This is a genomic window from Amycolatopsis sp. NPDC004079 (genome assembly GCF_040610415.1).
Lineage (GTDB): Bacteria > Actinomycetota > Actinomycetes > Mycobacteriales > Pseudonocardiaceae > Amycolatopsis > Amycolatopsis halotolerans.
Genome location: NZ_JBEXMH010000014.1, coordinates 30,652 through 42,862 on the forward strand (window position 1 = coordinate 30,652; position 12,211 = coordinate 42,862).

General features: G+C 69.5%; 10 protein-coding genes. 4 read left to right on the forward strand and 6 right to left on the reverse strand.

Annotation, left to right across the window (positions count from 1 at the left end):
• Positions 1-6: 6 nt before the first annotated feature.
• Positions 7-1,734, forward strand: coding sequence for a hypothetical protein (locus ABZX37_RS16990; RefSeq protein WP_354740423.1), 1,728 nt, complete (start codon positions 7-9; stop codon positions 1,732-1,734).
• A 201-nt stretch (positions 1,735-1,935) separates the two neighbouring features.
• Here ABZX37_RS16990 and ABZX37_RS16995 read toward each other — a convergent pair whose 3' ends face one another.
• On the reverse strand, positions 1,936-2,415 hold the full coding sequence (locus ABZX37_RS16995) for a carboxymuconolactone decarboxylase family protein (RefSeq protein ID WP_354740425.1): 480 nt from the start codon (positions 2,413-2,415) through the stop codon (positions 1,936-1,938).
• Positions 2,416-2,681: 266 nt separating this feature from the next.
• Here ABZX37_RS16995 and ABZX37_RS17000 point away from each other — a divergent pair, with 266 nt between their 5' ends.
• Entirely contained in the window at positions 2,682-3,635 is a 954-nt protein-coding gene (locus ABZX37_RS17000; RefSeq protein WP_354740427.1) for an EamA family transporter, read from the forward strand.
• On the opposite strand, the gene ABZX37_RS17005 is transcribed toward ABZX37_RS17000, so the two are convergent.
• Positions 3,610-4,086, reverse strand: coding sequence for a (2Fe-2S)-binding protein (locus tag ABZX37_RS17005; protein ID WP_037817840.1), 477 nt, complete (start codon positions 4,084-4,086; stop codon positions 3,610-3,612). The two genes, ABZX37_RS17000 and ABZX37_RS17005, sit on opposite strands and share 26 nt — an antisense overlap.
• An 8-nt stretch (positions 4,087-4,094) precedes the next feature.
• The gene (locus tag ABZX37_RS17010) at positions 4,095-6,431 is read right to left on the reverse strand and encodes a molybdopterin cofactor-binding domain-containing protein (RefSeq protein ID WP_354740430.1); all 2,337 of its coding nucleotides are present in this window, start codon (positions 6,429-6,431) and stop codon (positions 4,095-4,097) included.
• Positions 6,432-6,615: 184 nt separating this feature from the next.
• Between ABZX37_RS17010 and ABZX37_RS17015 the strand changes: the two genes are divergently transcribed.
• On the forward strand, positions 6,616-8,223 hold the full coding sequence (locus ABZX37_RS17015; protein WP_354740640.1) for a helix-turn-helix domain-containing protein: 1,608 nt from the start codon (positions 6,616-6,618) through the stop codon (positions 8,221-8,223).
• A 51-nt stretch (positions 8,224-8,274) separates the two neighbouring features.
• Here ABZX37_RS17015 and ABZX37_RS17020 read toward each other — a convergent pair whose 3' ends face one another.
• The 3 genes from ABZX37_RS17020 to ABZX37_RS17030 form a co-directional block, all read right to left on the reverse strand.
• Complete coding sequence (locus ABZX37_RS17020) at positions 8,275-9,234, reverse strand: AraC family transcriptional regulator ligand-binding domain-containing protein (RefSeq protein WP_354740432.1); 960 nt, start codon at positions 9,232-9,234, stop codon at positions 8,275-8,277.
• Between the two features lie 45 nt (positions 9,235-9,279).
• On the reverse strand, positions 9,280-10,167 hold the full coding sequence (locus ABZX37_RS17025; RefSeq protein WP_354740434.1) for an SDR family NAD(P)-dependent oxidoreductase: 888 nt from the start codon (positions 10,165-10,167) through the stop codon (positions 9,280-9,282).
• Between the two features lie 75 nt (positions 10,168-10,242).
• Positions 10,243-11,649: a pyridoxal-dependent decarboxylase gene (locus tag ABZX37_RS17030; RefSeq protein WP_354740436.1), complete on the reverse strand. Its 1,407-nt coding sequence runs from the start codon at positions 11,647-11,649 to the stop codon at positions 10,243-10,245.
• A 104-nt stretch (positions 11,650-11,753) separates the two neighbouring features.
• Here ABZX37_RS17030 and ABZX37_RS17035 point away from each other — a divergent pair, with 104 nt between their 5' ends.
• A complete protein-coding gene (locus ABZX37_RS17035; RefSeq protein WP_354740438.1) occupies positions 11,754-12,206 on the forward strand; it encodes an Lrp/AsnC family transcriptional regulator in 453 nt (150 codons plus the stop codon).
• Positions 12,207-12,211: the final 5 nt, after the last annotated feature.

A 12,211-nucleotide genomic window follows, 5' to 3' on the forward strand; every position in this document is an offset into this window, starting at 1 on the left:
TTTTCCATGGACACAATGCCAAGGGTGCTTCCGCGCGCCGTAAAACAGCCAATTTTCGCACGTAATTACTGGCGAAGAAATAGCTGGATAACCGTCGGCGCCATCCTGCTGATCGCCATTCTCGGCTATTTCACCCGCTGGATCTGCGACGACGCCCTCATCTTCACCAGAATCGTCGAACAGATCCTCGCCGGAAACGGGCCGGTCTACAATCTCGGCGAACGGGCCGAGGCGTCCACGAGCACGCTGTGGCAATGGCTGCTCGCGTTCGCCGGGTTCGTGTTCGGCCAGTCGGACACCTCGACGCTGTCCTGGATGCTTGGTTTGCTCCTCACCGCCGCCGGATTCGGCTTCGCGGTGAGCGCGACGAGTCGCTTGCACGGCGGGCACGTCGCGGCGATGGTGCCGTGCGGGATCCTCGCGCTGCTGGGCGTGCGGCCGGTGTGGCAGTACGCGACGTCCGGGCTGGAGACCGGGCTGAACACGTTCTGGATGGCGCTCTGCTGGTGGCTGCTCGTGCGGCTGCGCGACAACGAATCAGCCAAACACGTTGTCACAGCGGCGTTCGTGATGGGGTTGGGTCCGCTGGTCCGTCCCGAACAAACACTGGTCGCGGCAGTGTTCCTACTAGCACTGTGGTTGGTGGCAAAGCCGACCTGGCGCGTCACCCTCGCCGCGGTGGCCGCAGCCGGAGCGCTGCCGGTCGGGTACGAGATCTTCCGCATGGGCTTCTACGGCATCCTCGTGCCGATGCCCGCGCTCACCAAGAACGCGAGCGAATCCTTCTGGGCACGCGGATTCGCCTACGTCGGCGATTTCGCGAACCCGTACCTGCTGTGGCTGCCGCTGGTGCTCTGCACCGTCCTGCTCGCCGGGGTGCTGCGGAGGCACCGCAGCGATCGGGTCGTCACCCTCACCCCGGTGGTCGCCGGTGTGCTGTCGCTGGCGTACCTGCTGAAGGTCGGCGGCGACTACATGCACGCACGCATGGTGCTGCCGATCTTCTTCCTGCTGATGCTGCCGGTGCTGGTGCTCCCGGCGGCGAAGAAAACGCGCGTGCTCGGCGTAGTCCTGCTGGTGTGGGCGGTTCTCTGCGCCAGCATCGGACAGTTCGTCCCGCAAGACAGCAAGCTCATCGACGACGAACGCGGCTACTACCACGCGTGGACCGGCCAGGCCTATCCCACCGAATCGGCGGATTTCACGCCGAGGATGCGATATCTCAAGGACGCCCTCAGCCCGCGCACGCTGATCTACGAAGACCCGCACGAGCGGATCCTCACGGCACGCCTGCGCGAGGACGTCCCGTCGAAGAGCATGGTCATCGGGGTCTACCTGGGGACGGTCGGGGTCATCTCGCCGGTGGACGTCGGTGTCGTCGACTTCTGGGGCCTCGCCAACCCGATCGGCGCGCGCTTCGAATTCCCGACGGTGAAACCGGGACACTCGAAACCGCTGAGCAACGCGTGGCTGCTGGCGGATTACGCGGACCCGGACGCCCCGGTCCTCAGCCCCGGCAACTTCGCCCTGCGCGCGGACGTCACCGCGGACCAGGTCGCCGCCGCCCGGCACGCGCTGAGCTGCGGAGATCTGGCGGAGATCCAGCGGTCCACGCGCGAGCCGATGTCGCCGGGCCGGTTCTGGGCCAACCTTACCGGGGCCGTGCACCGGACCGGGGTGACCGTGCCGCCGGACCCGTTCGTCGCCGAGCGGAAGTTCTGCGGAAACCCGTGATCCGTCCGGCGGAACCTCCGGTTGCCGAGTCCGGGGGAGCGGCGCAGGCTGGGAAGGCGGAGCTGCCCGGCCTGCACCGGATTCACCGCCCCGGCCTCTTCCGCGCTGAAAGCACGCAGACCTGCCTGCGACCGGCAAGCGCACGGGTCACCGCCGAGCCCCACCGCTGCTCGGCGGCGTCCCGTGTTCCCCCGCCTCGGGTCAGCTGGCGTTCGCGAACTGGCCCGGCTGGTACAGCCCGGCCGGCGTGCGCACGATGACGTTCATCCGGTTCGCCGCGTTGATCAAACCGATCAGCATGACCAGCGCGGCGAGTTGATCGTCGTCGTAGTGTTCGCGCGCCTGCGCCCACGTCGCGTCGGAAACGTCGCCGGCGTCCGCGATCCGGGTGCCCTCCTCCGTCAGCGCGAGCGCGGCCCGCTCGGCGGGGGTGAACACGGTCGCCTCGCGCCAGACGGCCACCAGGTGGAGCCGTTCCGCGGTCTCGCCCGCCGCGGTGGCGTCCTTGGTGTGCATGTCGGTGCAGAAGCCGCAGCCGTTGATCTGGCTGGCCCGCAGCGAAACCAGCTCCTGCGTGGACGTCGGCAGCGACGAGTTGCGCAGCAGCATGCTCAGCCCGGCGAACCGCTTGCCGAGCGACTTGCCGAGGTCGTTGGTCATCATGTCGAAGCGTGCGTTCATCGGATCCTCCAGTGTGGTGAAGCGGATGCCCATGAGATGCCGGCCGGCCGCCGGATGTGACAACTCCGGATGTGACCCGCGTCGCATCCGGAAACCAGTGCACGCCGCGCCCGGCCGGCCAGCCACGCGATGTCCGTTGTCCGTGAGGGGAACCCTGAGGGAATCAGATTCCCTCAGGGTTCCCCTCACGGACTTTCCACGATGCGGCCGCGGCGCACCGGGAAAACCGGTGGCTCGGGCGCGGGGCCGGGACGCAGAATGCGGACGTGGCCGAGCAGGGCGGTACCGCGCGGGCGACCGGGCTGAGCCTGGTCTCCTGGGTGCTGTTCGCGAGCTCCGGCCCGCTCGCCAAAGCGGTGCTGGACGCGGGCTGGAGCCCGGCGGCGGTCACCGCGGTGCGGATCGGGCTCGCCGCGGTTCTGCTGACGCCCGCTGTCGCGCTGCTGCGGCCGCGAGCGTTGCGGTTCCGGCGGGCCGAACTGTGGTTGCCGCTCGGCTACGGAATCCTCGGCGTCGCGGGCGTGCAACTGTTCTTTTTCGTTGCGGTGTCGAGGATTCCGGTCGCGGTGGCGATGGTGCTGGTGAACCTGTCGCCGGTGCTGGTCGCACTGTGGGTGCGCGTCGTCCGGCGAACGCGGCTGCCGGTGGCGGTGTGGCTGGGAATCGCGCTGGCGATCGCCGGGCTGGTGCTGATCGCCGGTCTCGGTCCCGGTGCGCGGCTGGACTTCCTCGGCGTCGCGGCGGGATTGGCGTCGGCGGTCTGCTCCGCCGGATACTTCCTGCTCGGCGAACGCGGTGCGCGGCAGCACGATCCGCTTGGGATGACCGCCGCGGGTCTGACGATCGGGGCGGTGGCGGTGCTCGCCGTCAGTCCACTGTGGACCATGAAGGCCGCCGCGGGGCCGGTGACGATGGGCGACGCGATGATGCCGGTCTGGCTGGCGTTGCCGGTGCTGGCCGTTTTCGGCACCGTGCTGCCGTATCTGGCGGGGCTGCGTGCGCTCGGCGGGCTGCCGGTGGCGCTGGCCGGAGTGCTGGCGCTGGCCGAGCCGGTGGCCGCCGCGCTGCTCGCGTGGCTGTTGCTGGGCCAGGAACTGGTGCTGGCGCAGGTGATCGGGGTGGCGGTGCTGCTGAGCGGCGGGGGTCTCGTGAGTGTTCATCCCGGTTCTGACCGGGATGAACACTCACGACCCCTTACATCTTCGCGGCGCCGGCCTTGATGGCCTCGCGAATCCGCGAATACGTGCCGCAGCGGCAGACGTTGCGGATCTCGTCCAGGTCGGCGTCGTTGATCTCGCGGCCCTTCGCCTTGGCCTCCTTGACCTTCGCGACCGCCGCCATGATCTGGCCGGGCTGGCAGTAGCCGCACTGCGCGACGTCGTTCTCCAGCCAGGCCTCCTGCATCGGGTGCAGGTCGGCCTTCACCGTGTCCGGAAGGCCCTCGATCGTGGTGATCTCGTCGGTCGCCTTGATGTCGGCCACGCGCACCGAACACGGGTTGAACGCCTTGCCGTTGAAGTGCGACGTGCAGGCCTTGCACACGTTGATGCCGCAGCCGTACTTCGGCCCGCGGACGCCGAGGACGTCGCGCAGGACCCACAGCAGCCGGACATTGTCGTCGACGTCGACGGACACCGGCTTCCCGTTGAGGATGAAGGTGTGCTTGCTCATCGTGCTCCTCAGTAGGTGTGGCTCAGGCCGTCGGTCGGCGATTCGGGAACGGGCGGGACAAACGACTTGACCTCGAAGCCGATCGGGTCGTCGTGGTTGATCGGGAACCGCTTCGGGACCTTCCCGGTCGCGCGGGCGTACGCGCACGCGACTGCCGCGACGGAACAAGCCACGCCCGCCTCCCCGCCGCCGCCGGGCTGCTCGCCGTTGGACGGCATCGCGATCGCGGTGAAGTCGTGCGGGATGTTCCACTGCCGGGTGTAGAAGTAGTTGTCCCAGCTGGCTTCCAGGAAGTGCCCGTCCTTCAGGTGGACGCTGCTGGTCAGCGCGAGCGCCAGCCCGTCGGCGAAGCAGCCCATCATCTGCGCTTCGAGGCCGCGCGGGTTGATCACCAGACCGGCGTCGATGGCGATGACCGCCTTCGTCACGCGCGGGCCGCCGACGCCGTCGCGGATCTTGCGGTTCACCGTCTCCGGGCGGCAGTCGATTTCCACCAGGCAGGCGCTGGCGCCCTTGTACTCCTTGTGGATCGCGATGCCCTGCGCGGTGCCCGCGGGCATTTTCCGGCCCCAGCCGCCGACCTCGGCGACCTTGCGCAGCACGCCCTTCACCTTGTCGTTCTTGAGGTATTCCAGCCGGAAGTCCAGCGGGTCCTTGCCCATCGACTTGGCGAGGATGTCCACCATCAGCTCGTTCGCGCAGCCGACGTCGGGCGAGTAGACGTTGCGCATCGACCCGGTGTTGAACCGCTGGTCGGTTTCGGTGAGCGTCTGGTCGACGACGCCGAAGTTGTACGGCATTTCCTGGCTCAGCACGAAAACCGCCTCGGCCACGCCGAGGTTGCCCAGTCCGGTCGGCAGTTTCGTGGCGACCGAGGTGAGCATTTCGCCGAGCCCGTGCCGGAACGACGTCTCGACCGAGGTGTGCCGCTGCTCGAAGGTGAGCACCTGTCCGGCGAGCACGGTGGCGCGCATCCGCGACGTGGACATCGGGTGCAGCCGCCCCTGGCGCGGCTCGTCGGCGCGGTGCCACATCAGCCGCACCGGTTTGCCGAACGCCTTCGACGCCTGTGCCGCTTCGATGGCGTGGTTGCCGAACAGCTTGTGCCCGAAGGAACCGCCGCCGGTGATGACGTGGACCTTCACCTTGCCTTGGGGCAGCCCGATCGCCTGGGCGACCTCGCCCTGGGAGACGATCGGCGACTTCAGCCCGGCCCAGATCTCGGCGCTGCCGTCGCGCACGTCGGCGACCGCGCAGTACGGCTCCAGCGCGGCGCTCGAACGGAACATGAACTCGAAATCCGCCTCGACCGTCTTGGCCAGCACCGGAATCTTCGGCACCGCCAGCGGAAGCTCGGCCCGGCGCAGGTTGGCGAGCACCGATTCGTCGTTCTCGCCCTCGACACTGCCGGGGCCCCAGTCGACCTGCAGCGCGCGCACGCCGTCGATGCACTGGCCGAACGTCTCCGCGCGGACCGCGACCCCGGTCGGGATGATCGCGACGTCGGTGACGCCGGGCAGCTTCAGCACGTCGGCCTTGTTGCGGACGGCCTTCGGCGTGCCGTTGAGCGTCGGCGGACGGCAGATCATCGTCGGCAGCGCGCCGGGGACGTCCAGGTCCATCGCGAACTGCTTCTTGCCGGTCACGATGTCGCGGGCGTCGAGGCGGGTCTGCGGCTTGCCGAGCACCTTGAAGTCGCTGGAGCCCTTGAGCTTGCTCGGGTCCAGCTGCACCTGCTTGGTGGTGCTGGACGCGGCCTTCGTCGCCAGTTCGCCGTACGTCGCGGTCTTGCCGTTCGGCGCGGTGACGACGCCGCCCTTGACGATGAACCGCTCCGCGGTCCCGCCGAGCAGGATGACCGCCGCTTCGAGCAGCTGCTGTTTGGCGATCGCGGCGGCGACGCGGATCGGCGTGTAGGTCGAGACCGTGGTGTTCGACCCGCCGGTGAGCTGGTTGAACAGCAGTTCCGGACGCGCCGGGGCGAGCGCGACGTGCACCTTCTCGACCGGCAGGTCCAGTTCCTCGGCGATGATCATCGCGGTCGAGGTGGTGATGCCCTGGCCGACCTCGGCGCGCGGGATCTCGAACGAGGCGCTGCCGTCCTTGTTGATGGTGACGGTGATCAGCTGCGACGTCGGGAGCCCGGCGTCGGTGAGCGCGTCGTTGAGGTCGTACAGCTCGGGCGGCTGCGGGGCGGAAGGAACGGAGGCCGCCGCCGGGGTGGCGAGCCCGACGTCCGCGGCGACGACGAGGGTCCCGGCCGCGACGACGTAACCGAGGAATCCACGCCGGGAAACGCCCCCGCGCTCCTTCCCGGTGTCCGGCTCGGAGTGACTGAGAGTCACGCTGGTTCCCCTTTCGAGGTAAGGACCGCGTGCCGGAACGCAGCACGTGCACGCGGGTGGTGGTGGGGGACCACCTTGCCGGGTGAATCCGACCTTGAGTGTTCAAGTTCTGTACAGCGGCAGCGGAGAGCGATGGTTATCCTGCTGCGCGTCACCAACGAAGGTGGAGATCCGCGTGAGCTCGATGACGTCCGCGCGCAATGTCGCGCTGCGGGAACCGATCGCCCAGTCCTGGCGCCGTGCTTCGCTCGCCGGGGTGCGCCCCGAAACCGCGCTGCTCGGGCTGCGGTCCGCGGAGGTAGACCCGGCCAGCAAGCTGCTCGCGGCGGCCGCGCCGGTGCTGGAGGATCTCGACGAACGGCTCGCCGGCACCGCGATGTCCACTGTGCTCGTCGACCACGACGGCAGGCTCGTGCACCGGTGGAGCGCCGACCGCGCCGTCGAAGACTGTCTCGACCAGCTGGGCATCGGGGTCGGCACCTGCCTGCTGGAGGACGAGGTCGGGACCACCGGGCCGGGCACCGCGCTGGAAACCCGGTCGAGCATCGTGGTGCACGGGGAAGAGCACTACGCCGAGGCGCTGCGCGGGTTCAGCTGCTACGGGCACCCGATCTTCCACCCGGTCACGCGGCGGCTGGAGGGCGCGCTCGACATCACGCTGCTGGCCGCCGAGGCGAATCCGCTGCTCGCACCGCTGGTCGCGAAGGCCGTCGAGGAGATCGAACGGCAGCTGCTGGAGGGCAGCCGGGTGTCGGAGCGCTCGCTGCTGGCCGCGTTCCAGGCGACGTCGCGCCCGACCCGCCCCGTGGTCGCGATCGGCCCGGACCTGTTGCTGTGCAACCAAGCCGCGGCCGACCTGCTGGAAGGCGCGGACGTCGCGCTGCTGTGGAACCTCGTGGGCGACGCGAGCCGAACGTCCGAAATGGAGACCGAACTGCGCTCCGGCCAGCGCGCGCGAGTCCGGGCCGAACCGGTGGCAGGCGCACGCGGCGGAGTGCTGGTGGAGATCCGCCCGCTGAGTGCCGCCGAGGCCAGGCCGACGCGACGTCGCGCTGCTGTCGTGCCCGGACACGTCCACATCTCGGGCCCGCCCGGAACCGGCCGCACCACCGAGGCGCGGCTGCGGGTGCCCGAGGAACCGTGCACGACGCTGACCGGCTCGGAAGCAGTACTCGGCGGTTCGGCAGCCTGGGCCGAGCAGTTTTCCGCCGCGGTCGAGGCCGGTTCCGGCAGCATCTGCGTCGACGGCGCGGACCTGCTCCCCGCCGAACTGGTCGACCTGGTCGCCACCCACGCGGCCCGCGGTGTCGGCCCGCACCTCCTGCTGACGACCGGCCCGCGCGAGGGACTGGCCGGCCCGGAGCGGGCGCTGATCGCGTCGTGCGCGGAGCATGTCGAGCTGTTGCCGCTGGCGCACCGACCGGACTTTTCCGAGGTGGCGACGCGGATGCTGGCCGAACTCGGGGCCGCGCGGACGCACAACATCACGCCGGGCGCGCTGCGGATCCTCAGCTCGTACGACTGGCCGGGGAACCTGCCTGAACTGCGCGGCGTGCTGAGCCAGGCGATCCGCAAGAGGTCCGTCGGCGCGATCGGGCCGGGGGATCTGCCGCCTGCCCTGGTGGCGGATGCTTCGGGGCACGAGCTGGCGCCGATCGAGCGTGCTGAGCGGAACGCGATCGTGGCGGCGCTGCGGTCGGCTGGCGGGAACAAGGTGCGGGCGGCGAGCACGTTGGGGATTTCGCGGACGACGCTGTACGCGCGGATGCGGGCTTTGCGGGTGCCGGGGTAGTCGGCCTGGTTGTCGGCAGCGGCTTCGGGGCGCTGGTCGGCAGGTGTCGGGTCAGCGGTAGTCGGCCGGTGCTTGCCCGGTCCACCGGCGAAACGCGCGTCGGAATGCGCTGGCTTCGGAAAAACCCAGCCGTTGAGCCAGTTTCTCGATCGATTCGTCACTGCGGCTTAGGCTGGCGATCGCAACGTCCCGGCGAACGCCATCCCGGATCTCGCCGATCGACGTGCCCTCGCCCCGCAGCCGCCGACGCAGGTGCTGGGCGCTGATCCCGAGCCGGTCGGCAATGTCGTCCGGCGCGACAGTGCCCTGCTCGACGATGGCGCGGACCTGGTCCGCGAGAGCTGAACCGTAGTCGCGGGTGGCGAGCCAGGAGTCCGGCTGGTCCTCGAGAAACTCCGCCAGCTCAGCCTCGCTGCGGATTACCGGCGCGGGCAGGAGCTTGCCGTCGAAGGAGAGGACCAGCGCGTCGGCGTCGAACTGCGGATGGCGGCCGAAAACCAGCTCATAGTGCGGCGCGTGGTCCGGTTTCGGCCACGGCAGGCGGAGTTCTCGCAGGTCGATGCGTTGTCCGGTGAGCCAGCCGAGCAGCCGGTGCACGACGATGGCGACCAGTTCGGCCGCGACGTGCTCGGGGTCGTCGAGCTGGCGGACGTCGATCTCGACCTCCGCCAGCGGAGCCACCGCACGGACCGCGACGGCGGGCATGCCGGGCAGGACGTCGGCGGCTTCTTCCAGGCGGTGCAGGGCGGTCCGCAGGTCGGGCGCGGGGGCCACCGATCGGACTACCAGCCGGAATAGTCCGCGCGGGGCTCGCGGGCCGAGGGCGAAGAGTTCGTCGTCGGTCTGGAGCCACAGTTCGCGGGTGAGTCCGGAGACCTGCTGACGGGTGACGCCGGTGCGGTCCGGCGGGATGCCGAGACGGCGAAGCAGCGCGGGGACGTCGAGATTCCGGCGTTCGCCGATCCGCGCCAGTCGCTGGGCCAAGGCGTCCAGAACCGCCGGATCGTCCACGGTTCAAGGCTAGCTGGCGGTTAACGGGCGGCCTCGCGCGGTTTTCTACCCGATCGGGTGACGCGGCTCGGTCGGGATCCGCGCGCCGAGCAGCCGTTCAGTCTCCGTCCAGAGCCACGCGCCCAGCTCCGGATCGCGGCTCGTCGGCACCGGCTGTCGCACTTCGGCGTGGGCGGTCCGATGCGGACCGAGGTACTCGCCGCCGCGCAGTTCCGGCGACGCGACCGCGGCCACGACCGGCCGGGCCGCCTGGTCCTTCCCCCGCACGATCCCCCGGAACAGCGCACGGGCCACCCGCGCCCCGGGCCGCCCGGGCGTGAGTGCGTCGATCGCCCCGCCGGGATGGACGACGATCGACTGGGTCTCCGCGAGCCGCCGGTGCAGTTCGAAACCGAAGATCTCCACCGCGTGCTTGGACATCGCGTACGCGACCCGTGCCCGGTAATGCCTTTCGGACAGCCAATTCTCGCGATCGAACGGAATCTTGCGGGTGAGCATGCTCCCTAGGCTGACCACTCGCCGGACCGTCGGGAGCGCGCGCCGCAGCAGTTCCGCGTGCGCGAGGTGATTGATCCCGACGATCTCCTCCACTCCGAACGCGCCGATCCGCCGCGCCGGGCCGGGGCCGAACGCACCGGCGACGACACCGGCGTTCAGCACCAGCGCGTCCAGCCGCGGCAGCTCGCCGAGCCGGTCGCCGACCTGGGCGATCGACGTCCGGTCGGCGAGGTCCAGCCGGACGAACTCGTGCCGGTCCGGGTTCGGGAGGGCGGAAACCGTTGCGCGGCCCCGGGATTCCGATCGGCCGAGGACGAGCACGCGGGCTCCGAGCTCGGCGAGCTGGGCGGCGGTGAAGGAGCCGATTCCGGAGGTGGCACCGGTGATCGCGACGGTTCGGCCGTCGATGCGCTCGGGTTGCACTTCTTTCGACACGGTGGGGACGTTACGTTCGCCGCGGGGGCCCGCACCAGGACCGGGGTTAGCGGATTTCGGGACCGTTCCGCGCATTCAGCAGTTGGCGAGCGCGGCCAGCCGATCGGCGATGAGGTCGATGTCAGCGTCGGTGGTGCGGTAATTCGCGACGCACGCGCGGATCGCGGTTTGCCCGCGCAGACGTGCCGGACCCAGCAGCGCAGTGCCTTCGTCCACGAGCTGGGCGAGCAACGCCGGATATTCCTCGTCGCGGCGGCCGTCGACGCGCACGCACACGGCGGTCAGCGCTACCGGATTCAGCAGCGTCAATCCCGGTTCCGCGGCGATGCGTTCGGCGAGCCGCGCGGCGAGGCGGAGGCAGCGTTCGGCGGCGGCGCGGAAGGTGTCGACGCCGAAGGTCCGCAGCGCGGCCCATACCTTCAACGCCTTGAAACTGCGCGAAAGCTGCGGGCCGTAGTCCATGAAGTCGAGCATCAGGTCGTCCTCGGCGACGGTCAGATACGACGACGAGAACGCGAAGGCCGCTCGAAGTTTTGCGGCGTCTTTCACCACCAGCGCACCGGCTTCGAGCGGCGTGAACAGCATTTTGTGCGGATCCAACGCGATGGAATCCGCGCGGGACAGCGGGGCGAACGTCTCCCGCGCGGAGTCGGCGAGGACGAACAGCGCACCGTACGCACCGTCGACGTGCAGCCAAAGGTCTTCTCGCGCGCACAGATCGGCGATGGGCCCGATCGGATCGATCGAGCCGCTCGTAACCGTGCCGGCGGTGGCGACGACGCAGAACGGCTCGAGCCCGGCGGCGCGGTCGGCGGCGATGGCGTCGGCGAGGAGGTCGACGCGCAGGCGGAACTCGTCGTCAACCGGGAGGTGCCGGACGTGGTCCAGGCCGATGCCGAGCGTCGCGGCGGCCTTGTCGACGCAGCGGTGGGCCTCCTCGGAGGTGTACAGCACCAGCGGCGGCGCACCGGATTGCAGGCCGCGTTCGCGGAAATCCGGCCGGCGGTCCGCGAGGGCGGTGGTGATCGCGTCCCTGGTCGCGCCGGAACCGCCGTTGGTCAGGATGCCGCCGGAGTCGGGGCCGAGGTCGAAAAGACCGGCCAGCCATTCGACAACCGAGCGTTCCACCACGCTCGCTGCGGGGGAGAGCTGCCAGAAGTTGCAGTTTTGGTTGAGGACAGCGGCGATCGCGTCGGCGTAAGGGGCGATGCCGTTCGGCGGGCCCTGGACATACGCGAGGAACCGCGGGTGCGCGATGGCGGTCGAGTTGGGCACGATGCGGTCCCGGAGATCGGCGAAGAATCCTTCTACCCCAATGCCTTCTTCCGGGAACGGCTCGGCGAGGAGCTTCGTCAGGGTGTCCCGGTCGACGTCCGGGAGGATCGGCCGGGTCGGGAGGGATTCCTCATAACTGTCAACGAAACTGGCCAGCGCGGCGGCGGCTTGGGCGCGTTCCGCTGGGGAGAGGACGAGAGTGTTCACGGTGCTGCCTTCCGGTCGGATGCCGAAATCGACGGTAGTGCGGAAGGCGGGGCAGCCGATGCCGAAGATTGCGCAACTGGCGCTCCTGATTAGCATCGGATGCCATGGACAAGACTGATCACGCAATCGTCCGCCACCTCATGGCCGACGGCCGGCTACCGAACAACGAACTCGCCGACCGGGTCGGGCTGTCGCCGTCGCCGTGCCTGCGCCGGGTCCGCGCCCTCGAAGCAGCCGGCGTGATCACCGGTTACCACGCGTCGGTCGACCCGTCCGCGCTCGGTCGTGGCCTCGGGGTGCTGCTGCACGTGGAGATGGCGGATCAGCGGAGCGAGGTCATCGAGGCGTTCGAGGAGGCAGTGCTGCGACTGGACGAAGTGGTGTCGTGCCGCCGGATGTTCGGCACCCCGGACTATCTGATGCAGATCGCGGTTCCTGATATGGCGGCGTACGAACAGCTGTATATGACTGAGCTGACTCGGATGCCTGGTGTGGCACGGACGAGTTCGCAGTTCGCGATGAAGACGGTTAAAGCGACACCTGGTCATCACTGGTGACTCGC